Source organism: Virgibacillus indicus (assembly GCF_002266285.1).
In the GTDB taxonomy this organism is placed as follows: Bacteria; Bacillota; Bacilli; order Bacillales; family Amphibacillaceae; genus Virgibacillus_K; species Virgibacillus_K indicus.
Genome location: NZ_NPMS01000001.1, coordinates 398,019 through 423,864, shown reverse-complemented (window position 1 = coordinate 423,864; position 25,846 = coordinate 398,019). Strand labels below are relative to the sequence as shown.

The 25,846-nt window shown below is 36.6% G+C and carries 24 protein-coding genes, 6 tRNA genes and 1 other annotated feature; of the genes, 2 read left to right on the top strand and 28 right to left on the bottom strand.

What is annotated here, in order from left to right; genetic code table 11:
• Nucleotides 1–35 precede the first annotated feature (35 nt).
• The 12 genes from phoU to CIL03_RS02100 form a co-directional block, all read right to left on the bottom strand.
• Nucleotides 36–692 (bottom strand): phosphate signaling complex protein PhoU, encoded by a 657-nt coding sequence (gene phoU, locus CIL03_RS02155; RefSeq protein ID WP_094883560.1) that lies wholly within the window; start codon nucleotides 690–692, stop codon nucleotides 36–38.
• Nucleotides 693–842: 150 nt separating this feature from the next.
• On the bottom strand, nucleotides 843–2,915 hold the full coding sequence (locus CIL03_RS02150) for a peptidoglycan D,D-transpeptidase FtsI family protein (protein WP_094883559.1): 2,073 nt from the start codon (nucleotides 2,913–2,915) through the stop codon (nucleotides 843–845).
• A 90-nt stretch (nucleotides 2,916–3,005) separates the two neighbouring features.
• Complete coding sequence (locus CIL03_RS02145) at nucleotides 3,006–4,277, bottom strand: MFS transporter (protein ID WP_094883558.1); 1,272 nt, start codon at nucleotides 4,275–4,277, stop codon at nucleotides 3,006–3,008.
• Nucleotides 4,278–4,493: 216 nt separating this feature from the next.
• Complete coding sequence (locus CIL03_RS02140; RefSeq protein WP_094883557.1) at nucleotides 4,494–5,111, bottom strand: superoxide dismutase; 618 nt, start codon at nucleotides 5,109–5,111, stop codon at nucleotides 4,494–4,496.
• 200 nt (nucleotides 5,112–5,311) lie between these two features.
• Nucleotides 5,312–5,387: transfer RNA gene (locus CIL03_RS02135), tRNA-Phe, on the bottom strand.
• A 69-nt stretch (nucleotides 5,388–5,456) separates the two neighbouring features.
• Nucleotides 5,457–5,549 (bottom strand) — tRNA-Ser (locus tag CIL03_RS02130).
• A gap of 9 nt (nucleotides 5,550–5,558) precedes the next feature.
• Nucleotides 5,559–5,635 (bottom strand) — tRNA-Ile (locus CIL03_RS02125).
• 16 nt (nucleotides 5,636–5,651) lie between these two features.
• Nucleotides 5,652–5,727, bottom strand: a tRNA-His gene (locus CIL03_RS02120).
• 14 nt (nucleotides 5,728–5,741) lie between these two features.
• Nucleotides 5,742–5,818, bottom strand: a tRNA-Met gene (locus CIL03_RS02115).
• A 5-nt stretch (nucleotides 5,819–5,823) separates the two neighbouring features.
• Nucleotides 5,824–5,898: transfer RNA gene (locus tag CIL03_RS02110), tRNA-Asn, on the bottom strand.
• 342 nt (nucleotides 5,899–6,240) lie between these two features.
• Nucleotides 6,241–7,866, bottom strand: a complete 1,626-nt coding sequence (locus CIL03_RS02105; protein WP_094884423.1) for a Na/Pi cotransporter family protein — start codon at nucleotides 7,864–7,866, stop codon at nucleotides 6,241–6,243.
• Between the two features lie 258 nt (nucleotides 7,867–8,124).
• On the bottom strand, nucleotides 8,125–8,757 hold the full coding sequence (locus CIL03_RS02100) for an NfeD family protein (RefSeq protein WP_094883556.1): 633 nt from the start codon (nucleotides 8,755–8,757) through the stop codon (nucleotides 8,125–8,127).
• Between the two features lie 75 nt (nucleotides 8,758–8,832).
• Here CIL03_RS02100 and CIL03_RS02095 point away from each other — a divergent pair, with 75 nt between their 5' ends.
• Nucleotides 8,833–9,153, top strand: a complete 321-nt coding sequence (locus CIL03_RS02095; RefSeq protein ID WP_094883555.1) for a hypothetical protein — start codon at nucleotides 8,833–8,835, stop codon at nucleotides 9,151–9,153.
• 53 nt (nucleotides 9,154–9,206) lie between these two features.
• Here the strand turns inward: CIL03_RS02095 and CIL03_RS02090 are convergent, their stop codons facing one another.
• On the bottom strand, nucleotides 9,207–9,575 hold the full coding sequence (locus CIL03_RS02090; protein ID WP_094883554.1) for a hypothetical protein: 369 nt from the start codon (nucleotides 9,573–9,575) through the stop codon (nucleotides 9,207–9,209).
• Nucleotides 9,576–9,740: 165 nt separating this feature from the next.
• Between CIL03_RS02090 and CIL03_RS02085 the strand changes: the two genes are divergently transcribed.
• Nucleotides 9,741–10,022, top strand: a complete 282-nt coding sequence (locus tag CIL03_RS02085) for a DUF2624 domain-containing protein (RefSeq protein ID WP_094883553.1) — start codon at nucleotides 9,741–9,743, stop codon at nucleotides 10,020–10,022.
• A gap of 49 nt (nucleotides 10,023–10,071) precedes the next feature.
• Here the strand turns inward: CIL03_RS02085 and CIL03_RS02080 are convergent, their stop codons facing one another.
• The 15 genes from CIL03_RS02080 to era all read right to left on the bottom strand — a co-directional run bounded on the left by CIL03_RS02080 (nucleotide 10,072) and on the right by era (nucleotide 25,630).
• Entirely contained in the window at nucleotides 10,072–10,965 is an 894-nt protein-coding gene (locus CIL03_RS02080) for a deoxyribonuclease IV (RefSeq protein WP_094883552.1), read from the bottom strand.
• 24 nt (nucleotides 10,966–10,989) lie between these two features.
• Nucleotides 10,990–12,303 (bottom strand): DEAD/DEAH box helicase, encoded by a 1,314-nt coding sequence (locus tag CIL03_RS02075; RefSeq protein WP_094883551.1) that lies wholly within the window; start codon nucleotides 12,301–12,303, stop codon nucleotides 10,990–10,992.
• Nucleotides 12,304–12,332: 29 nt separating this feature from the next.
• Nucleotides 12,333–13,451, bottom strand: a complete 1,119-nt coding sequence (locus tag CIL03_RS02070) for a Nif3-like dinuclear metal center hexameric protein (protein ID WP_094883550.1) — start codon at nucleotides 13,449–13,451, stop codon at nucleotides 12,333–12,335.
• Nucleotides 13,429–14,154, bottom strand: coding sequence for a tRNA (adenine(22)-N(1))-methyltransferase (locus CIL03_RS02065; protein ID WP_094883549.1), 726 nt, complete (start codon nucleotides 14,152–14,154; stop codon nucleotides 13,429–13,431). The genes CIL03_RS02070 and CIL03_RS02065 overlap by 23 nt, the downstream gene beginning before the upstream one ends.
• 108 nt (nucleotides 14,155–14,262) lie before the next feature.
• Complete coding sequence (gene cccA, locus CIL03_RS02060; protein ID WP_094883548.1) at nucleotides 14,263–14,640, bottom strand: cytochrome c550; 378 nt, start codon at nucleotides 14,638–14,640, stop codon at nucleotides 14,263–14,265.
• Nucleotides 14,641–14,742: 102 nt separating this feature from the next.
• Nucleotides 14,743–15,276: a hypothetical protein gene (locus CIL03_RS02055; RefSeq protein ID WP_094883547.1), complete on the bottom strand. Its 534-nt coding sequence runs from the start codon at nucleotides 15,274–15,276 to the stop codon at nucleotides 14,743–14,745.
• 118 nt (nucleotides 15,277–15,394) lie between these two features.
• The gene (gene rpoD, locus CIL03_RS02050) at nucleotides 15,395–16,516 is read right to left on the bottom strand and encodes an RNA polymerase sigma factor RpoD (RefSeq protein ID WP_094883546.1); all 1,122 of its coding nucleotides are present in this window, start codon (nucleotides 16,514–16,516) and stop codon (nucleotides 15,395–15,397) included.
• A 31-nt stretch (nucleotides 16,517–16,547) separates the two neighbouring features.
• Entirely contained in the window at nucleotides 16,548–18,362 is a 1,815-nt protein-coding gene (dnaG, locus tag CIL03_RS02045) for a DNA primase (RefSeq protein WP_094883545.1), read from the bottom strand.
• 473 nt (nucleotides 18,363–18,835) lie between these two features.
• Nucleotides 18,836–19,639: a pyruvate, water dikinase regulatory protein gene (locus CIL03_RS02040; protein ID WP_094883544.1), complete on the bottom strand. Its 804-nt coding sequence runs from the start codon at nucleotides 19,637–19,639 to the stop codon at nucleotides 18,836–18,838.
• Between the two features lie 31 nt (nucleotides 19,640–19,670).
• On the bottom strand, nucleotides 19,671–20,300 hold the full coding sequence (gene ccpN, locus CIL03_RS02035) for a transcriptional regulator CcpN (protein ID WP_094883543.1): 630 nt from the start codon (nucleotides 20,298–20,300) through the stop codon (nucleotides 19,671–19,673).
• A 101-nt stretch (nucleotides 20,301–20,401) separates the two neighbouring features.
• On the bottom strand, nucleotides 20,402–22,486 hold the full coding sequence (glyS, locus tag CIL03_RS02030) for a glycine--tRNA ligase subunit beta (protein WP_094883542.1): 2,085 nt from the start codon (nucleotides 22,484–22,486) through the stop codon (nucleotides 20,402–20,404).
• Nucleotides 22,487–23,365 (bottom strand): glycine--tRNA ligase subunit alpha, encoded by an 879-nt coding sequence (gene glyQ, locus CIL03_RS02025; RefSeq protein WP_094883541.1) that lies wholly within the window; start codon nucleotides 23,363–23,365, stop codon nucleotides 22,487–22,489.
• A 60-nt stretch (nucleotides 23,366–23,425) separates the two neighbouring features.
• Nucleotides 23,426–23,603, bottom strand: a binding site (T-box leader).
• Nucleotides 23,604–23,657: 54 nt separating this feature from the next.
• Entirely contained in the window at nucleotides 23,658–24,404 is a 747-nt protein-coding gene (gene recO / locus CIL03_RS02020) for a DNA repair protein RecO (RefSeq protein WP_094883540.1), read from the bottom strand.
• Between the two features lie 81 nt (nucleotides 24,405–24,485).
• Complete coding sequence (locus CIL03_RS02015; RefSeq protein WP_094883539.1) at nucleotides 24,486–24,629, bottom strand: YqzL family protein; 144 nt, start codon at nucleotides 24,627–24,629, stop codon at nucleotides 24,486–24,488.
• 98 nt (nucleotides 24,630–24,727) lie between these two features.
• The gene (era, locus tag CIL03_RS02010; protein WP_094883538.1) at nucleotides 24,728–25,630 is read right to left on the bottom strand and encodes a GTPase Era; all 903 of its coding nucleotides are present in this window, start codon (nucleotides 25,628–25,630) and stop codon (nucleotides 24,728–24,730) included.
• Nucleotides 25,631–25,846: the final 216 nt, after the last annotated feature.

Below are 25,846 nucleotides of genomic sequence, written 5' to 3'. Positions count from 1 at the left end.
AATAAGGCGGCCTTTACGCTGCCCTATTGCTTATTTTAATTTAAATTATAATTTTCACCTTTTACTAAGAATAGTATACTCTCACCAATATTTGTTATGTGATCGGCAAATCGTTCAAGATACCTTGCACAAAATGCAATCTGCATAACATAGTGAATTTTATCCGGGTTCGTTGCAGTCTCACCAAGCATTTCACTAATAATGTATTTATAAAGCTTATCGACCTCATCATCCATTTCGGAAAGCTTCCGGGCAATAGTTACATCTTCATATTTAAATGCATTGATAGCTGTCCTGAGCATCTCATTGGAAAGATCGCGCATTGTTTTTAGTCCATTTGGTAACGGGGGTGTATAATCCTCACCTAAATGGATTGCTGATTTTGCGATGTTTTTTGCATTATCAGCCATTCTTTCAAGGTCTGCAGCAATTCTGAGGGCAATAACCAGCCTGCGTAAATCCCTCGCAACGGGTTGCTGTTTGGCAATGAGCAGTATGGTTTTATCATTAATCGCAATTTCTTTTTTATCTATATATTTGTCATCGGTAATTACTTGCTCCGCCATTTTAACATCCTGGTCATAAAGTGCCTGAATGGAATTATTTAATGCTTTTCCGGCTAATTGGGCAAGTTCAATTATTTCTTCATTTATTTCTCCCATCTCATCATGGAATTGGTCACGGGTTGCCATAGTATCTCTCCTCAGCCTAAATAATTTATCTATTTAAATGATAACTGAGAATTGTAAACAGCACATTAACTGTTCGTTAAGTTTAAGTAAAATATTTAAATAACACAAAATCCTCAGATCAATATCAAAATTGATCTGAGGACTATTTGCTTATTCTTCATTTTCTTCATTTTTTTCCTTGTCCCTTTCTTCCTTTAAATCAAAATAGGCATCCATTATTCTCTCGCCAATAGCATGGTTAATTGAGTGCTGATTTGATTGTGTGCCTAATTTAGGAACATTGATGGCAAATGCCATTTCCGGTTCATCATAAGGAGCATAACCGACCAGTGCTAAATTAATTGTTTTAATTAGTTTTCCATCTCTAAAAAATTCATTCTCAGCTGTGCCTGTTTTTCCTGCGGGGTTGTAATCCTTATCTCCATAATAACTGTAACCAGTACCACCAGGTGATTGAAATGCCTGGCGAAAACCTTCCTGTACTCTTTCAATATGGCTCTGACTCATCTGGATTCGATTCATTACCTCTGTATTAATACTTTTCTTAACAGGACCCAATGAATTTTCAGATGGATATGGTTCACGGATTTCCTTCAGAAAGTGCGGCCTTACACGATAGCCATCATTGGCAATTGTTGATACATATTGTGCAACCTGCATAGTTGTAAATGTATCATACTGACCAATGGCATAGTTTAATAAGCTATCTGGTTTGGTTTCCCCTACTAAACCAGTTTCTTCATACGGAAAATCTATACCGGTTTTAACACCGAGTCCAAATTGTTTAAAATAGTTGCGCATTTCCTGAAAATAATTATCCTCAGTAAATATCAAACGGTCATTCTGCTCAAAGCTGTATTTTCCACCCATTCTCATTGCGATATAAAACATGTAAACGTTTGATGACATTCTTAATGCATCTAAATCATTAACTACACCAAGATTTCTCCATGATCCCTTTGTCGGTGAACTCCGGAAATTCAGTGGTCGATCATAAAATGTCTGCCCTGGAGTAATCACCCCTGATTCATAGCCAGCAAGTACTGTCGCACCTTTAATAGTAGAGCCTGGAAGGTGAGAATCGTACAATGTTTTGTATGCAGCATTTTGAAATTCTTTTTCCTTTTTGTCATAGTGCTGAGCAGAAACAGCCAGCAGCTCACCTGTTTGTGGGTTAATGACGACAGCGAGCGCGTCCTCCAATTCAGGGTTTGAATATTGTGTAAGTGCTGTATTCAGTTCTTCGCGGACAATTTGATCGACCTTCTCCTGGAATTCCATATCGATTGTAAGGACTAAATCCTTTCCCCGCTCACCCTGGACAACTGTTTTTGAGTCCAGCACCCTGCCGCTTTTATCAGTTGTATACTGTATTTGTTCTTTTCTTCCTCGTAAAACCTCTTCGTATTGTTCTTCAAGGCCGTTTTTTCCTACACGGTCATTACGGCTGTAACCTCTTGTTAAATAATATTCTTCTTTTTCTGCTAGAATTCCTTCCTCCTGTGTTGTAATGGATCCAAGCATACTTTTAAACGTATTTCCATAAGGGTATTCCCGTATCCAATCAGTCGTAGCATTGATACCAGGAAGTTCGTCTAAATGTTCTGCTACCCTTGCATATTCTTCTGGAGTAACATTTTCATTTTTTACAATTTGCGGTGTAAGCGAATAAGCTTTGTCAAGTTCCTTTTTAATAGCAATTACTTCGAGTTCTTCTTTGGTAAAATCATCGATTTCATCATCTGTTATCAGTTTTAATGTTTCATTATATTCATCTGTATCATCGAGTTCCTCTTTTGCTTCATCAGATAAACGGCCTACAGCTTCCTCCTTGTTTTCCAGGTACCAATATTCTCGTTTATTTCTGTCCGTTATTCCTTCTAAAACTTCTGGACTGTCCATAGAAATATACTTTGCCAAATCTTTTGCAACATCCAGCCTGTCTTTGGCCTGTACCCCTTTTGGTGGAGTATAGGTAATCGAGTATAGTGGTTTATTGTCAACAACAACATCATGATTTTTGTCATAAATCTTCCCCCGCGGAACAGGGATCTTCGTTGTATCCTGTACTGTCCTGTCAATTTCCTTCTGAAAGTCTTCCCCATTTAAAATCTGTACAACACCCAGCTGAAGTATCAGAACGGAAAATAATAAAAATATAACAAAGAATAATATATTTAAACGAAAGGGAAGCTGTGCTTTTTTCTTTTTCTTTTTTTCCATATTTTCTCCCCCGATTGAAATCTTTTTGAACATCCTCTTTAAATAAATACCATACAATTATAGCATTTTTTTGAAAGGATTCTAAGGGGTTTATCTATTTTTTTCATCTGGTATTTGTTCTTTTATCATAACTTCTTTCTTTTGCTGGGTTCCAAGGTAAATATTTTTGATATAGAAGTAAATAAAAAGGTGACCTGATCCAAATATAATTAAGAGTATAGGGATCACTTTTTCAGCTTCAACGAGTGAAACTGCTACCAGAAATACAACAATGGAAATTACTCTGCCTAAATTTACAAACAGCTCTCGGACTACGATATATTCCACCCTCATATCCTTTGCTTTCCATGCTTTTCCTATTACATCATATGTCATGGACACATAAGGCACATTAATAATCGGATAGGCAATCCCAATTACAATTGCGTATATTATCAGCTGTGTGTAGTTTATATTGAACAAAATTAAAAATATAGAAAAGAAAAGGATCAAGCCACCAACAAGTATTGCTTTCTTGCGTAAGGCCGGTTTTATAAACTTTGTTGCTATGAAATAAAAAACGAATGAAAGTCCTGATAAAAATAAATTAAACATCCCTAGAGCAAATTCACTTTTCGTTATCAGGAAGACCCAAATAGAAATAACGAAAAGAAAGATCCCTTCTCTGAGCCCCTGAAATACATGAGCATGTAAAATTCTTCCCCAGTTCTTATTGTTTGTTCTTTCCTGCAATATTCTTCTGAAATGAAAACTGCCCTCAGCCTGGCGCCGCTTTAAGAAAAAACTGAAAGCAACAGCACTGATAAAAAGAATAAAGGAAATTGTGAAAATAGTCCTGTATCCAATATTTGCTTCCATTTTAGCAATAATCGTCCCCGCTAATAATGGACCAATCATTCCTCCAAAGGATTGCAGGACTCCTAAAAAACCGTTAAAAAAATCTCTTGTATCTGGCTCAGTAATCTCAAATGTCAATACATTAAAGGCCAGCCAATAAAAACCATAACCAATCCCCAATAAACTTCCGAGCAAAAAGTTATAGGTAGATGCTTTCTCACCAATAATTAGGACACTCAAAAAAAATAGAGATAAAAAGATTACCCCTAGTCTTAAAACAATTACCCTGTCTACTTTCTTTGCAAGCTTTCCAGCTAGAATAAAGGCAATAGGCTGAAATAAGCATATAGCTAAATTATACATCGCAATTGTAATGTAATCACCGGACTGTTTCCATAAATAAATATTTACAAACGTATTCGATAAAAAGATCCCCAATGAATAGAGACCGCCAATAACTAATAAAAAAAGCAAATCCTTGCTTACATCAATTTTATCCTGGTAAAACTGCAAACTTTTTCGCATATCTTAATACTCCTTTGTCTCTTTTAGTGTGAACAAATTAGTATCAGATATACGAAATATATGTACATAAATTTAATCCCTAATCGGTGGGAAAATAGGACTGCGGGAAAGAAAATACTGTGATAGCAGCACATAACACCTGTTTTTACCAGTCCAAAAGTAATATGCAGAAAAACACACAGAAATCATTTAGATTTCTGCGTGTAAAAGAACAACTTATATTTTTTTAGCTGCTTGATAGTTTTTTTCAACTTCATCCCAGTTAACAACATTCCAGAATGCTTTTGCATAATCCGGGCGTTTGTTTTGATATTTAAGGTAATAAGCATGTTCCCAAACATCAAGGCCTAGCAATGGTGTTTTACCTTCCATTAATGGGCTATCCTGGTTTGGTGTACTTGTTACTTCAATTTCACCATTATTGGATACAAGCCATGCCCAGCCAGAACCAAAGCGGCCAGCTGCAGCACTTTCAAATTCTTCTTTGAATTTGTCAAAGCTGCCAAATTTGGAATGGATTTTATCTGCTAGTTCTCCAGATGGCTCTCCACCGCCATTTGGTGAAAGGACTTTCCAGAAAAGGCTATGGTTAGCATGTCCTCCGCCATTATTACGTACAGCTGTACGTGCACTTTCAGGTACTGCTTCCAAATTGCTGATTAAGTCCTCAATTGTTTTATCCTGAAGATCAGCATGTCCTTCCAAAGCTCCATTTAATTTCGTAACATAAGTGTTATGATGCTTCGTATGGTGAATGTTCATCGTTTCTTTATCAATAGTTGGTTCTAATGCATCATATGCATAAGGTAGTTCTGGTAATTCAAATTTTGCCATGTCTAAAATTCCTCCTAATAATATTATTATTAAAAAGGATTGAAAATTCACCCTTTTAAAGTAAGATTATCAAAGCTTTATACCACTTGCAAATTATTTGCATTCTAAAGACTTTGCAGGAAACCTCACTCTATTCTATTCCCATCTGATTTAGATTAAAACATTAAATAAAAAAACAAGCCATTAGCTTGTTATCAAAATGGTGGCTCGGGACGGAATCGAACCGCCGACACAGGGATTTTCAGTCCCTTGCTCTACCGACTGAGCTACCGAGCCATATATTAGTATTAATTTAAATTCTGTTCTTGCATTTTAAATAGTTTCGATTTATACGTAAAATATGTATGGAGGAGGTAGAGGGATTCGAACCCCCGCGCGGTTTGACCCGCCTGTCGGTTTTCAAGACCGATCCCTTCAGCCAGACTTGGGTATACCTCCGAGTTTTAATGGTGGACCCTGCAGGACTCGAACCTGCGACCGATCGGTTATGAGCCGATAGCTCTAACCAACTGAGCTAAGGGTCCTTACTATTATATTTTATGGGGCGACCGGTGGGGATCGAACCCACGTATGCCGGAGCCACAATCCGGTGCGTTAACCACTTCGCCACGACCGCCGTAATAAATTATATGGTAGCGGCGGAGGGGATCGAACCCCCGACCTCACGGGTATGAACCGTACGCTCTCGCCAGCTGAGCTACACCGCCATATTTGGCTCCACAGGTAGGATTCGAACCTACGACCGATCGGTTAACAGCCGATAGCTCTACCACTGAGCTACTGTGGAATAATCTGATATAAGTTGTTCAAGGTAATATAATCTAATATATTGTGCTCGTAGTGTTGCAAGTGATATCAGTGATGAATAATCAAATATTATTTAATCACCGTATTAAATGTTTTTTAACAACGAAATATAATTTACCATGTACGATAGATTCTGTCAATATCTTTTTAAAAATGAATGAAAACAGTTTATGTAAGGGCCTTGAGCGACAATATATATAATAGCACTTTCAAAAATAGATTTCAACAATAAAATTTAAAAATAAAAACAAAATTAAAGAATGTGAATGAAAGTATTGAAAAAAAATGTCGGGAAGGAGTAATCACCCCTTCCCGCTGCTAACTATTCACCAAGTACTTCTTCGGCAATATTCACAGCATGGTCTCCAATACGTTCCAGGTTGCTGATAATATCCACAAATACGATCCCTGCTGAGCCGCTGCACAGCCCTTCGTTCATTCGTATAATGTGTTTTTTACGGTAAGTACGTTCCATTTTGTCAATTTGTTCTTCCTTCTGAACCACTGCCAATGCTTCTTCTCTATCTGACTGGTCAAGTGCTTTAACTGCCTGCTTAACAGTCAAAATAGTTAAATCAAACATATTATTCAGGTCTTCCTGCGCCTGTTCTGTTAAATAAACCTTATTTGATATTTTGTAATCAATAAGCTCAATAATGTTTTCAAAGTGATCTCCAATCCGCTCAACATCACGAACAGAATCCATTAATGCTGTATGTTCAGCACTCTCAATTTCCGACAAGGAACCCGAAGAGACATCAATTAAATAGTCTGTTATTTTGCGATCCAGATTATTTAGAGCACCTTCAATTTGCATAGCCATTTCAGAATGTTTTTGATGCTGGGTAGTCAAGTACAAATTAGTTTCTTCCAACCCTTTTGCAGCGTATTCACCCATCCGAACAACTTCTGCTTTTGCCTGGCCCAGTGCCAAAGTTGATGATTGCTGGATAAAAATTGGATCCAAGTGCTTTGGCTTATATTCGACGATTGTATCCTCCCCAGGAACAAGTTTTGTTACTATCCACGCTAATGCACCAATGAATGGAAACTGAATAATCGTATTTGTTATGTTAAAACTACCATGGGCAAACGCGATGGTCATTTCAGGGTTCAAGCTGAATTGTGTTTGTAAAAAGGATACAAAACTCGTGAACAAACCTAAAAAGATTAAGAAAATAGTAGCACCTAACAGGTTGAATATTACATGTGTAAATGCTGCTCTTTTCGCAGCTACAGACGCCCCAATCGCTGCTAAAACAGCTGTTATCGTTGTACCAATATTATCACCAAATAATACTGGAATAGCGGCTCGTAATTCAATTGCTCCCTCTGAGAATAATCCTTGAAGGATACCGATTGTTGCACTTGAGCTTTGTACAATTAAAGTAAACACAGTACCAATTACAACACCTAGAATCGGACTTTCACTCATGTTTACTGTCAGTTCATGAAAAGCCTCCAAACTGCGCAATGGAGACATCCCACTGCTCATTAATTCCAAACCAAAGAACAATGCCCCGAAACCGAAAACTGCTTGTCCAATCGCTGTAACTTTCTGATTTTTAAAGAAGAATATCAGAAAAGCCCCTGCTGCAAGTATCGGTAAAGCATATTCACCTAAATCAATTCCAATAATAAATGCCGTAACTGTTGTACCAATATTGGCACCCATGATTACACCAATTGCTTGTCTTAAAGTCATAAACCCAGCATTAACAAGTCCTACTGTCAATACCGTTGTACCAGAACTGCTTTGAATTAATATTGTAACAATCATACCAGCTAATACACCCATAAAAGGATTACTTGTAAATTTATCAAGAATGTCCCGTAAGCGATCACCAGCTGATTTCTGAAGTCCGTCTCCCATAAATTTAATACCTAGAAGAAAAATACCCAGACCGCCGATAAACTCAAAAATAAGTGTCTGTATATCGATATCCAATGCTACTACCATCCCTTCATTGATGTTAATACTCACATACCTTTTCCATTATTAGATGATTATTAATCATTTGTAAAGGATTATAATCAATAATTTACATTAAATTTACAAAGCTTTTATTACTCCTTATTATTAACTACCCTATATGGTTGTATATCATTCTCATTAATTCAGTACATTACAGTTTTTTTCCGCGGGAATTCCCCATAAAAAAAGATAATTCTCTTAAAACCCAAATGAGAATTATCTGCTTTTGCACTATTCAGTAACTTTTTCAACAAGTATTTTCGTTCCGTCTACCTGGACAATCCGAACCTTACTGTTTTTAGGAATCCATTGTCCATTAGAGACGGCACTGTAATCTTTATTGTTGATGCTGATTGTTCCAACTGGTCTCAAATCATTCAGAGTAACCGCTTCCTGATTTAATAGTTGTTCATAGTCCATGTTCATGGAATTATAACCTGCTTCTTTTGTTAACTGGTCCTTTAATGTTATTTTTGTCCACATATTCCTTCGTTTAAATACTTTTAGGAAAAAGAATGAAGCAGCTCCTCCGATAAGTACACCAATAACAGCATACAATCCTGCAGTCAGGTTCGGTGCCGCTAATGCGACTGATGTCAGCATACTTGCTGTTCCCAGAACGGCAAGTGTCCCATCATTCAGTAATTTTCCATCGACAATAATAAGTAATAATCCAGTGAAATATATAATAAGCATAAGGATAAAAGAGCCTGTTTCCATATACACACCAAAATAAACCGTAATAAATCCAATTCCCAATAACGCAAATAGTCCACGCGCATTAACTAAGACTTCTCCAATAAGAAATAAGGTGGCAAAACCTGTAATTACGAACCCAATCCAATCATAATTAAACAATTCCATATTACTTCCTCCTCCCCACTTATCTATAGGTACGTATTAACATTATAAATTGTTTCATTAAAAGGAGTAAATAATATGTATTTCATCAAAAGAATTTCCCTGTACATTTTTTTAATTTTATTATTCTTAAGCATTTATAAGGATATTATGTCCGGTTATAATATCCCGGACAATAATTCACCTAAAATCCAACAGACAGTAAAAATTGATTTCGAAATAGTCCATATTAAAGTGAAATCCGGCGAAACAGTTCTATCCATCGTTGAAAAAATAAACAATAATGATATTGAAATACTGAACGTAAACCAAATCATATCAGATTTCCGGCTTGCTAATCCCGAAACTGACCCTTTCCAACTCCAAACTGGCCATTATTATTATTTTCCACTTTATTAAGGCGAGTCTTAATACAAAATAAATAGGAGGCTGAATAATCAGCCTCCTTCACCCTAAACAAATGGAAGTATAAACAGTCTTATGATAATCGAAATTGCACCTGCCGCTATGGCAATGTTACCCAAAGTGTCCGCACCACGACTTCTTGAGACAAACCCCAATATAATCCCAGCTGCCCCCAAAATTATTGGCATCATAAAAAATGATACGATTGAAAGTGCTATACCGATCCAGCCAAATGTGCTGTTAACATCAGAATCCGCATTGGCACTATTATAATCATCAGCTGTTAATTCTGCAGCAAACTCTTCGTCCCTCGTGCTGTCTGGTTCAACTCCCACGAAGTCTCTATTCTTCATTTGCTCTCCATGGTTCGGTGGGTCTTCTACTTCTTTATTTTTAAACTTTTTATAATCATCCATGTTTAGACCTCCCTTTCTTCTGACTTGAGGTGCGTTTATAGTTTATGGATAAATTTCATTTATAAGTATGTTAATTTGTGGAAGACATTTTGCCCAGGTCAAGTTCATTATTTTGTTAAATCTGCATATATTACATCAGTATCCTTTAAAAAGGGAGGATAATTTATGTCCATCTTTAAAGAATTTATTAAGAACAAATTAAGGACGCTTTCATCCGAAGAATTACTATATTATGGAAAGCAATATGGATTCTCAGTCAGCAGAAAAGAAGCTGAAAATATTGTTTCCTACCTAAAACAGACACCGGTAGACCCATTTAGTAAAAATGATAGAAGAAAAATGCTTACAGAACTTTCGAGGATTACAAATCTCCAAACCGCAAAAAAAGCAGAGAAACTGTTTGAGGAAATGATAAAATCTTATGGCCTTGAGGATTTATTTTATTAAAAAAGCTGTTCCAAAAACAGGAGCGATCCTGATGGAACAGCTTTCTTTTCTAGCCATTTACAATCTTGTCCTTTAAATCCAAATCAAACTTACCTTTTTTTACCATATCAATTTCAAATTTATATGGTGCTTTTTTACTCTTTTTGTCCGGTCCAACATAAGGGGTTTCCAAAATTTTTGGTAATTTTTCCAGCTGTGGATGGTGGATAACATAATGTAATGCATCAAAACCTATATGTCCAAAACCTATATTTTCGTGACGGTCCTTATGTGCTCCACGTTCATTCTTACTATCATTAACATGTATTACTTTCAGCCGATTAACTCCAATTATTTTATCAAATTCTTCCAATACAGCATCAAAGTCATTAACAATATTGTATCCAGCATCGTGAATATGACATGTGTCCATACATACAGATAATTTTTCATTATGAGTTACACCATCAATGATGCGGGCTAATTCATCAAATGTTCTTCCTATTTCAGTTCCTTTACCTGCCATTGTTTCCAGAGCTATCTGAACATCTTTGTCTTTTTCCAGTACTTCATTCAGCCCTTCAATAATTTTGTTGATTCCTTTATCGACACCTTCTCCAACATGGGCGCCTGGGTGTAGAACGATTTGTTTAGCTCCAATTGCCTCAGTACGGTCTATTTCACTTCGCAGAAAATTAACCCCTAGATCAAAAGTCTCTGGTTTAACTGTATTTCCAATATTTATAATATATGGTGCGTGGACTACAATATCTGCAATGCCCATTTCAGCCATATGTTCACTTCCTGCTGAAATATTCAATTCTTCAATTGCTTTTCTTCTCGTGTTTTGTGGTGCTCCAGTATAAATCATAAAGGTATTTGCACCATATGAAGCTGCTTCCTCACTTGAGCCAAGAAGCATTTTTTTTCCACTCATAGATACATGTGATCCTATTTTCAACAATTCATTCTCCCCCAATTTATGATTTTATTTTTTGAATTTACTTTTTTTATTAAGCTGCTTCTTTATGGATTCCTGCTGTTTTTTCATTTTCTTTTTGTATCCTGGCTTAACCTTAGTTGTTTTTCGAACACGTTTCCATGCTTCTTTCTCTATGTCTGTTGTTTTCTTCGTACGCAATGAACGTTCATTCCACGGCTTTGCATCCTGCCACTGCCCATGCTTCACATCAGCGTAAATAAAGTTCAGACCTTTTTGCTCCAGCTTTTCGATCAGTTTAATATCACTTTCCTGATAAAAACTTATTGCTGTCCCTTCCATACCAGCTCGGGCAGTTCTGCCTACACGGTGAATATAGAATTCTTCTTCTTTTGGCATTTGTGCATTTATTATGTGGCTGACACCTTTAATATCAATTCCCCTTGAAGCTAAATCTGTCGCTACAATATATTGATAACGGAGATTTTGAATATCCTTTAAAACCCGCTTTCTTTCTCTAGGAGGTAATCCCCCATGAATTAAACCAGCATCGATTCCTCTCTCCTGCAAATCAGCCGCCAGCTTGTCTGCAATTTCTTTGCCGTTAGTAAATATGATCGCTAAATAAGGCTGAATTGTTTTGGTAATTTCTAAAATTATATCCGCTTCTTTTCGATGCCTTAAATCGATAAGTCGATGTTCCATCGTTTCTGGTGAAAAGTGATCATCAACCTTAATATATAATGGATTCTCCAGATATTTTTTCAGAAAGTGCTGTAATCGCTGCGGAATTGTTGCAGAAAATACAAGCAGCTGTATATTTTTATCTGCTCGTACCAATAGTTGGTCCACATCATTAATAAAGCCTAGATCAAGCATGAGATCGGCTTCGTCAATAACAAATGATTTTGCAGAATAAATTGAAACAGCTTCTTCCTTAACCATATCCAGAATTCTTCCAGGAGTCCCCACAATAATATGTGGTGGCTCTTTTAACTTTTCAATCATTTTTTGTTTGTCAGTTCCGCCAACAAGCAATTTTGAAATCCATTGGTGGTCTTTTCCGGAATAGTGGATAATTTTTTTTACTTCATCATGTAATTGCGTTGCCAGTTCTCTGGTAGGTGCAGTAATCACGAATTGAACCTCTCGTTTATTGCTGTCTATCTGATTAAACAATGGAAGTAAATAAGCGTGAGTTTTGCCTGATCCTGTACGTGACTGTCCAATTACACTATTGCCATCCAGAACTGCCGGGATAACCTTTAATTGTATTTCTGTAGGATAACTGAATTTTAATCTGTCAATAACATCAAATAAAACAGGATGAAAAGGAAAAATATCAAAGTTTGCTTTTGTCATAAATAGTACTCCTTCAGGATTAATATTCCCTAAATAAATTGAAACGGGTTCGTATCCGTTTCCGACACGATAATCTCAACATGCTCTTTCTTAAGTCTTTTATCAAGATATTGCTTCGCAGCTTTTTTCATTACTTTCTCTATATAGTGCCCTGGATCAATTACGGATAAACCCAGCTGATCTGCATCCTGAGCCGGGTGGAAAGTCATGTCACCAGTAATATAAACATCCGCGCCTTTTTCTTTTGCAGCATGGATGTATTTTTCACCGCTACCGCCAAGAATTGCAACATTTGTAACCTTTTTTGATAAATCGCCTGTTAAACGCAGGTGAGAAAGATCCAATACTTTTTTTACATGTTCACAAAATTCTTTCATCGATTGTGGCTTCTCTAATGTACCTATTCGGCCAATCCCATATTCTTTTCCGTTTAGCTGTAAAGGATAAATATCATATGCGGCTTCTTCATATGGATGTGCCTCCAGCATAGCCAATATTACCTGCTGCAATTTTTCTTCCTGTACAATTGTTTCAATCTTTACCTCATCTACAACCTCTAATTCGTCTTGTTTTCCGATAAAAGGATTTGTGCCTTCAAGTGGTTTAAAGGTCCCCTGCCCACTGGTTTGAAATGTGCAGTGGCTATAATCCCCAATATGTCCCGCTCCACTTGTACTTAGTGCTTCCATTACAATTTGCCGATGAGATTCAGGCACAAACACTGCAATCTTATATAGCTTCTCGGTTCCTGCAGGTACTAGCACACTCCTGTTATTAATACCAAGCAAGTCACAAAGAATATCATTTACTCCTCCATCTGCAGCATCCAAATTTGTATGAGAAGCATATACAGAAATATTATTTTGGACCAACTTCTTAATTGTGCGGCCTTGAGGGGTGTCAAAGTCCATTCGTCTTAATGGTTTAAATAATAGCGGATGATGTGCAATAATCAAGTCTGCCCCTTTTTCAATTGCTTCATCAACTACTGATTCAAGTACATCCAGTGTAATCATTATTTTATTTACCTGATGTTCGTACGATCCTATTTGCAGTCCAACGTTATCCCAGTCATAAGCAAGTCTTTTTGGAGCCCATTTTTCCATTAGGTTAAATACATCTGAATTAGTCAGGGTTCCCTTCATCATTTATAACCTCCTCAATCCAGCTTAATTCTCTTTCAAACTGAATTATTTTTACTTCATCTCTAATCTTTGCACATTTCATTTGATTAATTACACGTTGTAATTTTATATATTCATGTTTCCATTTTTTATAAAATACTTCTGATTTGTCTTTTAAAAGCAATGGCCCAAATAATAATTGCTTATCTATTTCATCTTTTTTATATGGATCATCAGGAGCATTTTTATCGGCTGCAATAATTTCATAAATATGGCCATTTTCTTCTAAAATTGCTTCATTTGTTATTATAAAATCCTGTTGGTTGAACCACTTACGGACATTTCGTGCATCGATATTAGGCTGAGCAATAATCCTTTCAACCCGTGTGAGTTTTTCAATTCCCTCTTCTAAAATTGTTTTTATCAGAGAACCGCCCATTCCGGCAATAATAACCTGCTGGACCTCTCCTTCATTTAATATTTGCAGTCCGTCTCCCAACCTTACTTCTATTTCGTCTGTTAATTCGCACTGTGTAACTGTTTCAACTGCACTGTAATATGGCCCTTCATTGATTTCTCCGGCTATGGCTTTTGCCGTATTATCCCTAAGACAAATATAGCATGGCAAATAGGCATGGTCTGAACCAATATCAGCAAACACTGCACCTTTCGGAAGGTAGGAGGCTGTTTTCATTAATCTTTTTGATAACTTTATCGAATCTTTCATTTATATCGCTACTTTCTTTTGTGGTCAACAGTTAGTTCCAATTAAAGAAAAAGAAAAGCTTTCTGTTTATAGCAGAAAGCTTCACTTTTTATTGTATTTCATTATACGTTACTGTTTTTCAGACAACCAGCTTGCCAGTACTTCTGCTTCAGCATCAGTTGCCATTCCAGCAGGCATAGAGCCTTGTCCGTTAATAATGATATCCTGAATTTCTTCTTGAGACAGACTGCTGCCTACTTGAGTCAGGTCTGGACCAGCACCTCCACTCAAATCAGCACCGTGACAGCTCGCACAATTGGAAGAAAATATTGCTTCTGGATCATCTGAAGTTTCACCTTCCTGCGTCTCTTCAGTTTGTTCTCCGCCACCTTCTTCAGCTTGTTGAATGTCTTCACGTTGATTAATGCCAATAAATGATATTACGATTACTGTAAGTATCCCTAAAACAGCAATAATTGCATATGGGACAGCTGCATTATTTTTCACTTATGTTTCCTCCTTATGTAATCCCCATATTATAAACCTATAAAAGGCTATATTCATTTTACTCGAAAAACAAAATAGTTTAAAGTATTTCGATGTGAATTTTTATAAAATAATATAAAAAATGGCAAATACAATACCTAATATAGCAGCTACTGTGAGATATTTAACCTTTTTAATCTTCCCCATTAAAAACCAAAAGAGAAAGTTTGTCATTAAAATAAGATAAATGATAATTTGTTTATCGGTATATGCTGCTGTGAAATAAACAGAAGCCAATAGAATGACAGCTAACGTTACACCTAATGTCAGATGAAATAAACTGTGCTTTTTATTTTTGAAATTTACGTACAGCCAAAAAGAATATGTCAGAAAAAGAAATATAATACTGATTTGCAATAACGGGCGAAATTGAGTAAAATATAAAACAAGAAATGAAAACGGTAACAAAAGCAATAAAAGGATAGTTTTAATAATTAATGTTATTTTTTCTTCTTTTGTCCGAGTAATGGGAGAAGTTTCTTCTTCCCCTTTTGTATATAATGCAAGGAGAAAATCACAATAGACATCAGGAAGAAGATTATGCTCTTTCCAATAGTTTATTTCCTTTATAATTGTTGCAATCCGGTTATCTGCCATACAATTCACTCCACCCGCAAATGGCAAGTTACCATTAACTATTAGATTTTGGTTTAGCGAAAAAAAGAAACTGGAAAAGTCATTGCTCACATCAGGTGCTTACAATGACTAATACAGATTAATCCAAAAAGTCTTTTAGCCTTTTACTGCGGCTCGGGTGTCTTAGCTTTCTCAGGGCTTTTGCTTCTATCTGCCGAATTCTTTCCCTGGTTACACCAAATACTTTTCCTACTTCTTCCAGGGTTCTGGTACGGCCGTCATCAAGTCCGAAACGCAAACGAAGTACGTTTTCTTCTCTGTCAGTAAGTGTGTCGAGCACATCTTCCAACTGTTCTTTAAGAAGTTCATAGGCTGCATGGTCTGATGGTGATACTGCCTCCTGATCCTCAATAAAATCACCTAAATGGGAATCATCTTCTTCACCGATTGGTGTTTCCAGTGAAACAGGTTCCTGTGCAATTTTAAGAATATCCCGTACTTTATCTGGTGATAATTCCATCTCTTCACCAATTTCTTCTGGTGTTGGTTCTCTGCCAAAATCCTGAAGCAATTGACGCTGGACTCGGATTAACTTATTAATGGTTTCTACCATATGCACCGGTATACGAATTGTTCTTGCCTGGTCAGCAATTGCACGAGTAATTGCCTGACGAATCCACCACGTGGCATAGGTACTGAATTTAAATCCTTTACGGTAATCAAACTTTTCTACTGCTTTGATTAAACCCATATTCCCTTCCTGGATAAGATCAAGAAACAGCATGCCACGGCCAACATAGCGTTTTGCAATACTGACAACAAGACGCAGGTTTGCTTCGGCCAAACGGCGTTTTGCCATCTCATCACCTTTTTCAATACGGGTAGCAAGCTCGATTTCTTCGGCTGCAGAGAGTAAATCTACACGACCGATTTCTTTTAAATACATTCGAACCGGGTCATTTATTTTAATGCCAAGTGGTACACTTAAATCATGTACATTGAATTCCTCCTCCTTGGCAATTTGCTGCATATTTGGATCATCCTCAGACTCACCGATTACTTCCACACCTTGTTCTCCCAGGTACTCATAAAACTCGTCCATTTGATCTGATTCAATGACGAAACTGGAAAGCCGGTCCGCTATCTCTTCATAAGCGAGTACACCACGTTTTTTTCCCATTTCCACCAATTGTTCCTTGGCTTGCTCAAGTGTTAGCTCTGTTTCATTCTCTTTTGTTTGCGAAGGCTTTTTTTCTGCCATGAGTCCCCCTCCTTCCAGACTGTTTAATTACTCAATTTGAATTCTTCAACTGTTTCTGTATTTCAATAATCTGCATTGCTATTTGCGCAGCTTTTATTGGATCATTCTCTTGTTCAGCTATTTTCCGCTGTTCTTTAAGTGTTTTAATATTATTCTTATCACCGGTTTCAGCGCGAATAATTCTGATATAATCATTGATTTCTTTATCACTTATATCACTTATAACAGGGTTCATAGCGATTTCACTGACTAATTGTTTCATACTTTCATCTGTCAGCTTTTCAATAAACTGGCTGACATCTGCAGGATGCCCCTCTTCATAATATGCATACAGATGGGTTGCTATTATCTTATGTTCATTCAGATTAAAGCCTGCCCCAATTTCCTGCTGCACTTTGGCAGTGATATAATCGTCCTGCAGCATATGAGATAGAAGCTGTCTCTCAGCATTCTGGAATGCTGGAAGCAGTTTTTTATTTCGGCTAAAATTCACTGCCTTATTAGTATATCTGTTCTTATCTCTCTTATCCTCGTGATATCCTATCTTTTGTCTGATTGTTTTAACTTCATCCATCAATGTGGTTATCGAAATATTGTACTCATTGCTTACATCTTTCAAATAATATTCCCGTTCCACGGAACTATCAATCATAGCGAGCTGCTTAAGAACTTTCTCGATATATTCTATACGGTCACTTTCAAGACTTAAGTTATAATCTTTTTTTAGATACCGCATATAGAAACTGGTGTATGTGTCACTGGCTTTTATTACCTTATCTTTAAAATCATCGGAACCATATTCTTTAATATAACTATCAGGATCCAAATTTCCTTTTAAGTTTGCCACTTTAACAATACATCCAGATTTTTGCAATAAATTTGCAGCTTTATAGGTCGCTTCAAGTCCAGCCTGATCACCGTCATAACAGATAATTACCGTATCAACATAACGCTTGAGCAATTTAGCCTGGGATTCTGTCAATGCAGTACCCATTGTTGCAATAACATTCTTAATACCTGCCTGATATGCAGATATTACATCCATATATCCTTCAAATAAAACTGCTTCACTTTCTTTACGAATATGCCTTTTCGCCAAATCAAAGTTATAGAGAAGCTTGCTCTTTTGAAATAATTCACTTTCTGAGCTGTTTAAATATTTCGGACCCTGATCTGTAATTGAACGGGCACCAAATGCCACAGTTTTACCAAGATGATTTCGTATTGGAAATATTACTCTTCCTCTAAAGCGGTCTGTTACACTATTGTCATCTTTTACTGATATTAAACCCGCTTTAACAAGCAATTGCTGGTGAAACCCCTTTTTACTCAAAAATTCTGCTGTAAAATCTTTTACATTCGGTGCGAAGCCAAGTTGAAATTCATCAATGGAATCATCATCAACACCTCTATCTTTAAAATAGCTGTATCCTTCCTTTCCATCTTTTGTAAACCTCAATAAATGATGATAAAGTTTTGTCAGCCATTCATAAGCCTCTAAAATACTTTGATTTTCCTGTGACAGCGATGTTTCCCGCTTAATGCCAGAATCAGGTAAATCAATACCACTTCGATTAGACAGAAATTTTAAAGCCTCATAGAAAGAAAAACTCTCCATTTCCATCATGAATGTTACAACATTTCCGCCTTTTCCACAGCCAAAGCAATGAAAGATCTGCTTTTCCTGTGTAACTGAAAAGGATGGCGTTTTCTCACCATGGAATGGACAAAGACCAAAGAAATTTCTTCCTTGCTTCTTTAACTGTACGTACTCCCCAATAACATCAACAATGTCATTGGCTTTTCGAACTTCTTCGATTGTTTCTTCAGGTATTTGATTGGCCATCTAAACCACCATACTATAATATTATTCTTTCTGATTTTAAAAAATCCTTCATTTTTCGACAAGTTTTTCTCGAAATCCGAAAAAAATTTCCTTCTTTGTCATTATATATCTTCGAAGGAACTTTCTTATTTCTGATTCTCACTTGTTTACAGTCTTATTTTACCTTGCTAAGTTATAGGATAAACCCAAAAACACAACAGCACTGGCAAAAAAAGAATTTTAAAGGAGTTATTTAATCAATTCTACACGAAACTACTGAAATCCTTCCTTTTATTGAATGTTTTACTTTTCTGAATACATATTCAAGAATAGAACGATTGTTTGTTACTTATATCTTTACACAAAAATTGATTATAATACAGTTTTAACAAAAATGCTATTAATATAGCTCTTAAATTGATATTTTTTCTAAAACCTTGAAAAAACATTCTGCAAAGTAGGTCACAGAATGTTTTTGGTTTTTTACTCGTTTATTATTTACGAATTGTTTGCAGGATAACATTTGCTGTTTCTTCTACCGCTTTATTAGAAACATCAATTACCTCACAGCCAATTTTATTGACTGTTTTATCAAAGTATTCAAGCTCTTGATGAATCCGCTCCAGATTGGCATATGTTGCTTGATCCCCCAGCCCTAAAGCTTTCAATCTTTCTCGTCTGATTTCATTTAATTTTTCTGGACTGATTTTCAGACCAATACACTTTGATGGATCAACTTCAAATAATTCCTCTGGTGGATCCACTTCCGGTACAATAGGCACGTTTGCAACCTTTAGCCGTTTATGAGCCAAATACTGTGATAAAGGAGTCTTCGAAGTACGGGATACGCCTATTAAAATTATATCTGCACGGGCTATCCCTCTGGAATCACGACCATCATCATATTTGACTGCAAACTCAATTGCTTCGACCCTTTTAAAATAATCTTCATCCAGCTTATGAACAAGTCCGGCTTCAAGTCGTGGAGGAGAGTCAAATACACGTTCCATTGCTGTGAGCATTGGTCCCATAATATCAATTGCTTCAATATTCATTTCCTTCGCCTTTTCATTTACATAGTTTCGCAGAACCGGATCAACTAGCGTAAAGCCAATAATTCCATTTTTTTCTTTTGCCAGCTGTATTGATTCATTAATTGTTCCTTTATCTTCTACATAAGGAATACGGTGGATTTGAAATTCACCATTATTGAACTGGCTTAACCCAGCTTTAATCACTAACTCGGCAGTTTCTCCAACAGAATCAGACAAAACATATACAATCGGTTTAGCCCCCATATTTAAGCTCCTTCCACATTTGGTTTCCTATTTACAGCTGATCATCTGTTATTAATTCAACGAACACTTTTGTAATTGTCGTTTTCGTAACGCGTCCGATTACCTCATGGCCCCGATCCGTTTCCTTTACAACAGGCAGACCATCAATTTGCTTATCGATTAATTTTTTTGCGACTTCATATAATAAATCATCTTTCCTGCATACCGTTATATTAGGCATCCTAGTCATAATGATATGTACAGGAATCGTGTTTAAATCCTGTTTTCCAATTGCTGTCCTCAATAGATCTTTACGGGAAAGAACTCCTGTTAAACAAGAATTTTCATCAACTACAAATAATGTTCCCACATCTTCTAAAAACATTGTGGATATTGCATCATATACTGATGCATTTTCTTTTACCACAATTGGGATATGCTGAAATTCATGAACTTTATATTTCTTTATTTTCTCAGTTAATAATTCAGAACCAGTCTTGCCTGTGAAAAAGTATCCTACACGCGGTCTGGCATCCAGAAAACCGGCCATTGTCAAAATTGCCAGATCCGGTCTTAAAGTTGCTCTTGTCAGATTTAGCTTGTCCGCAATGTTCTCACCAGTAATTGGACCATTCCCTTTAACGATTTCAATAATTTGTTCTTGCCTATTAGATAATTCCATCTTTTCACCACCCAACGAACAAATATGACATACTAATAATCAATATTATATACTAAAATTAGCGAAAAGAGAATATTTGTTATACTTTTTAATGAATAGAATTAAAAATGCTGTTTCCATTCTATTGTTGATAAATCGGCATAATCGGATATTAACCGGGCAATATTGTTTACCAGGGAAAGCCGATTATTCCTGAGCCGTTTATCCTCTGCCATTACCATGTTATTATCAAAGAATTCGTGGATATACTCTGCCAATTCCCCTAATTTTGATAGTGCAAGTTCCGCATCTTTATCCTCATCAGCTGCTTTAAAATCAACAGAAACAGAATGAAACTTATCATACAAATTCTTTTCCGATGCTGTTTCAAAATATGCGGGTTCAACCTCAAATAGATCTGTTTTATTTGCAAGGTTCAGTACCCGGACCAAAGCCTCTTGAATATACTTGAACTGTTCATCATTACGTTTTTCCGATAACACTTTTGCCTTGTCAAAAGAATAGTTGATTATTCCTATTTCCCTGGATAGGACTGCTTGAATCACATCTTGTTCGATACCCATTTCTTTAAGCAAATAAGAGGCACGGACAGTGAAGAATTCCTGAAGTTCCTTTCCTGTTTGTCCATCACTTTGCTTTTCTGCCTCAAGTGAAGGATATAAGCTATGTGTCAATTTTAAAAGGGCTTCAATCGAAATACGCCATTGTCTGTCTGCCATTATCCGTAAAATACCGGAAGTTTGACGGCGTAATCCATATGGATCCTGTGAACCTGTCGGAATTAAACCAGCTGTTATACATCCAGCAATGGTATCTAGTTTGTCTGCAATGCTTACGATGGCTCCAGCTGAAGTTTGTGGTAATTCCCCATTTGCCTGTTTAGGTAAATAATGTTCGCGAACAGCTATTGCAACAGCTTTATCTTCACCGAAGTTTAAAGCGTACTTTTCACCGATAACCCCCTGAAGCTCTGTAAATTCATTAACCATATTAGTCATAAGGTCAAATTTACTGATTTCTGCAGTTCTTTCTGCAATAACAGCAGTATCTTTATCCAGCTCAAGCAGTTCTGTCAGCTGGCGAGTCAGGTGGACAACACGTGTTACCTTATCACTTACGGTTCCTAGCTTTTCCTGAAATATAACCCGGTCCAATTTTTCCAAATAATGATTAAGACTTTTCTTTTGATCCTCTTCATAGAAAAAAACAGCATCTGAAAGTCTTGCGTGGATCACTTTTTCATTTCCTTTTATTACTTTTTCTATTGCATGGGAATCCCCATTTTTTACACCAACAAAACGTGGCAATAGATCACCTTTCACAGATTTTACCGGAAAGTAGCGTTGGTGCTCCTTCATAGAAGTAATCAATACTTCCTGTGGCAGTTTTAGAAAATGCTCTTCAAATGTCCCTTCAAAAACCGTTGGAAATTCGACTAAATTTCTTACTTCATCCAGAAGTTCCTGATCAATCGGAACTTTACAGTTTTCTTGCTTTTCAAGCTGTCTAATCCCCTCAAGAATCAGTTTTTCCCGCTCTTTTGGATCTGCAATAACGAAATTTTCCCGTAAAGCCTCCTGGTATTTCACAGGGTCGTCCAACGTAATTTCATCACCTAGAAAGCGATGGCCGAAGGTAAGGTTACCTGATTTCACCCCTGCAATTTTAAATGGAATAATTTCATTTCCGTATAAACCGACAAGCCATCTGATTGGACGAGCATACCGTAATTTTTGCTCAGCCCAGCGCATATTTTTGCCAAATTGGATGGATTCAACTATTTCATGAAATCCAGGTAACAACTCGGCTGCAGGTTTTCCTTCTAAATGCTTTTTAACGAAGATATAGGAAGTGCCTTTTACCTCTTTTGTATAAATATCATCAACTGTTTTTCCTTGGCCTCTTGTAAAACCAATAGCGGCTTTGGACCAGTTTCCTTCAGAGTCATTAGCTATTTTTTCTGAAGGTCCTTTGGCTTCTTCCTCGACTGTCTCTTGTTTTTCAGCTAATCCTGTGATTAATACTGCCAGCCGTCTGGGTGTAGAAAAAGCAGTGATTTTATTATACGAGAGTCGCAAATCCTTCAGCCATATTTGCGTATGCTCAGCTAATTGACTCTGGGCACTATCTATAAATCGTGCAGGTAATTCTTCTAAACCAATTTCAAAAAGGACATCTTTAGCCATTTATTTTTCCTCCTTTTTCAGCAACGGAAAACCCAGTCTTTCTCTCTCAGCCACATATGTTTTTGCAATTTTCCTTGCCAGATTTCTTATTCTTGAAATGTAGCCTGTTCGTTCCGTAACAGAGATAACCCCTCTGGCATCAAGTAAATTAAACGTATGTGAGCATTTTAAGACGTAATCATAGGATGGAAAAACCAGTCCTTTTTCCATAGTTCTGTTGGCTTCCTTTTCGTACATAGTAAATAGTTGAAAAAGCATATCCGTATCAGATTCCTCAAATGTATAGGTGGAGTGTTCAAATTCAGGCTGAAAAAATATGTCTTTAACCGTAACTCCATTTGTCCATTCCAAGTCGAATACATTTTCTTTGTCCTGAATATAAGAAGCAAGACGCTCAATACCATAGGTGAGTTCAACAGCAACTGGATTTGCTTCAAGCCCGCCAATCTGCTGGAAATAAGTAAATTGTGTTATTTCCATTCCATCAAGCCAGACTTCCCAGCCTAGCCCTGCTGCTCCCAGTGTTGGATTTTCCCAATTATCCTCTACAAATCGTATATCATGTTCGAGTGGATCTATTCCCAGTTTTTTTAGTGAATCCAGGTATAATTCTTGAATATTATCAGGAGATGGTTTCATAATTACCTGAAATTGGTGATGCTGGTATAAGCGATTCGGATTTTCACCATACCTTCCATCATCAGGTCTTCTTGATGGTTCAACATAAGCTACATTCCATGGCTCAGGACCTAAACTCCGAAGCAGCGTCATTGGTGACATAGTTCCTGCTCCCTTTTCAACATCATATGCCTGCATGATAATACAATTTTGCTCTGACCAATGCTTCTGTAGTGCTAAAATCATTTCTTGTATATTCATCGTTTGCATAACCTCCATAGAATTAAATAAAAAACCCGTCCCTATGCCTAATTAGATAGACATAGGGACGGGTTTTAGCCGCGGTTCCACCCTATTTGCTTCAAGTAAAATACCTTGTAGCCACTTTATACAAATTGCTCAAGAGTGCCATTCCTTATCATTTCTATATCCAGCTCTCACTATCCCGGACTCGCTATAAAAGAAAAGAATAAGTACTATTCTCCATCGTTGCAATAACGTTTTATATTATGTACAAATAATACTTCATTCTTCCAAAGGTTGTCAATAAATGTTACTCCCTTAAAAGATCCAGCTGATTTAAAAACTTTCGTGACTTCAAATAGAAGCCACCATACTTATCATAATATTCATCCAGAATTCGGCGCATTAGTTTCTTATTTTCTGGTTTTACAGAAACAGATCCAACTCTATCCAGTGAAATAGTTGCAAATAGATTAAATAATTTTGCTACCGCAATTGGCAGAGCAATCGCGTCATAATCCATGCTTCTGCATTGAGAACACAATAATCCGCCTTCCTTAATCGAAAAGGCGAATGGCGTCCCCCTGCTCCCGCAATTTACGCATTTATCTACAGTTGGTGCAAACCCTCCCTTTGTGAATAATTTTAATTCATACATCATAATCGGTATGTCTGCATCTTCATTATCTGATATCCAGCACATGGTTCGATATAATTCATCATATAAAAAAGGATCTGGTGCTTTCTCGTCAAACAGCTTGTCTGTCAATTCTGTAATATACGCAGTATAGGCCGTTTTAATAATATCCTCTCGTATTTTCCTGAACGAATTATTTACTTCACCCTGCTGTATCGTACTTAGTCCGCTGTTCACATATACAAAAAACTCACCATATATGAATGGCTGCGTGACTGCAGCCATTCTACTTTTTGTTTTTTTAGCTCCTCTTGCCAATGCTGTAAACTTACCAAGTTTATTGCTGAAGATTGTTATTAGTTTATGGGTTTCTCCATAATCCTTTGTTTTGATTATAATACCATCAATTTTTTCAAGCACATTGCTTCACCTTTCTTATCTCATCAGAATGCATTGACATTCTTTGCAATCTGAATCTTCCCCTAAAAAGCGTACGTGCGGTTATTTTGTATCCAATGATGTCATTTCTTCATTTTCCAGCTGTTCAAGCGCAATTGGTTCTGGTTCATTTTCCAGCTCTTTCATTAATAAATAGGTTTCAATGTTTCCCGTTTGTCTAAAAACCTTCCAGGTTATATCAATCACAAGAAACCCCACCTTTCTTTTAATGTGTCTTTGAAAATGTAACTATTATTTATAATTACCAGTCCAGCTCAAAACAATTAGTATTAAAATTTTCCATGTTAATATTCATCACTGCGAAAACCTAATTCATGCAGCTGACTTTGTTTATTCCGCCAATCTTTTTTCACCTTGACCCACAGCTCCAGGTACACTTTTGACCCTAGTAAAGCTTCTATATCTTTCCGAGCATTTTTCCCAATATTTTTCAGCATACTTCCTTGTTTACCAATTAAAATTCCTTTTTGGGTTTTTCGTTCAGTAATAATGGTTCCTTGGATAAACACAGCGTTTGATTCCCTTGTTTCAATATTCTCAAGAACAACAGCAATTGAATGTGGTACTTCTTCTCGTGTCAGCAACAGCGCTTTTTCTCTTATAAGCTCACTGATAATAAATCTTTCCGGATGGTCGGTTATCTGGTCTTCGGGATAATACTGGGGACCTTCTGGTAAATGACTTTTTATGACATCAAGCAAACGTGTAACATTGTTGCCCTGCAGTGCTGATATTGGAATCACTTCTTCAAAATCATACTTATCTTTATACTTTTCGATTAATGGGAACAGATCATCCGGATGAATCAAATCAATTTTATTGATTATCAGAAATACTGGCCGTTTTACCTGCTGCAGACGGTCAAGGATATATTGATCTCCTTTCCCGTATCCCTCTTTCGCATTAATCATAAAGATGACAGCATCTACTTCATTTAATGTATTTTCAGCTACTTTGACCATAAAATCACCTAAACGGTGCTTCGGTTTATGAATACCGGGAGTATCTATAAAAACGATTTGTGCGTCATCCTGGGTCAGTACTCCCTGAATTTTATTCCTGGTTGTTTGAGGCTTGTCACTCATAATAGCAATTTTTTGTCCGATAACCCTATTCATAAATGTTGACTTTCCTACATTCGGTCTGCCAATTATAGCAATAAAACCTGATTTGTAATTGTTTTGCATGTTGTATCCTCCGTGACGTATTTTCTTATATTTTATAATACTACAAATGAATGCGACTTTCATGTAATCGACAAAAGCTTTAAAAACTTTATCCCATTCTGTTTAATTCGTAATAATTTTGCTTTGTTCGCCACGGTAAATTCTATAGCTTTTGAAATGACGCATTTGATGTAAATTGCGACATAATTGGTATCTGCTATAATCGCCGTTCGGGAT